Source organism: Pseudomonas sp. EL_65y_Pfl1_R83, assembly GCF_963970695.1.
In the GTDB taxonomy this organism is placed as follows: domain Bacteria; phylum Pseudomonadota; class Gammaproteobacteria; order Pseudomonadales; family Pseudomonadaceae; genus Aquipseudomonas; species Aquipseudomonas tritici.
In genome coordinates, this window is sequence record NZ_CAXAQI010000065.1 from 1 (window position 1) to 830 (window position 830).

The 830-nt window shown below is 60.1% G+C and carries 1 protein-coding gene; it reads left to right on the top strand.

Going from position 1 to position 830, the window contains the following annotated elements; translation table 11 throughout:
- Nucleotides 1–25: 25 nt before the first annotated feature.
- Nucleotides 26–830: peroxidase family protein (locus AACY08_RS27615; protein ID WP_339472280.1), on the top strand; the 805-nt coding region annotated here is incomplete at its 3' end.

An 830-nucleotide genomic window follows, 5' to 3' on the forward strand; every position in this document is an offset into this window, starting at 1 on the left:
CGCATTCCTGCTCTCGTCCGCGGCCCTGCCGTTTGACGCGTCAAGTCCGGCGTCGGCACAGGTCGAGGGCAAGACCAACCAGCAGTGGTTCCCCGATTTGCTTGATTTGAGTCCGCTTCGACAGGAGTCGCCAAAATCAAACCCAATGGGATCAGACTATGATTATCGCCGGCAGGTCGAAACTCTCGATGTTGCTGCGCTGAAACAGGATATCGCTACGGTCCTGACCACCTCGCAGCCATGGTGGCCGTCCGATTACGGAAACTATGGGCCGTTCTTCATCCGGATGGCCTGGCATAGTGCGGGAACGTACCGGCAGGCTGATGGCCGAGGCGGCGCTGGCGGCGCGCAGCAGCGGTTCGAACCGCTGAACAGCTGGCCGGATAACGTCAATCTCGACAAGGCTCGTCGCCTGCTATGGCCGGTCAAGCAGAAGTACGGCTCAAAGATCAGTTGGTCGGACCTCATGGAGCTGACGGGCAACGTCGCCTTGGAGCAGATGGGCTTCAAGACGCTCGGCTTTGCCTTTGGACGCCGCGACGAATGGGAAGCGGATAAAACCTATTGGGGACCTGAAACCAAGATGTTGGCCGATCAGCGCCATACCGCGCCGGGTGTCATCAAGAAGCCGCTCGCCGCATCGCAAATGGGACTCATCTACGTTAATCCGGAAGGACCTAACGGGACCCCCGATCCGCTGGCAGCCGCCAAGGAAATCCGCGCCACGTTCGGCAACATGGGCATGAACGACGAGGAAACCGTCGCGCTGATCGCAGGTGGTCATACCTTTGGAAAGGCCCACGGTGCCCACCCCAAGTCTTGCGTGGGCG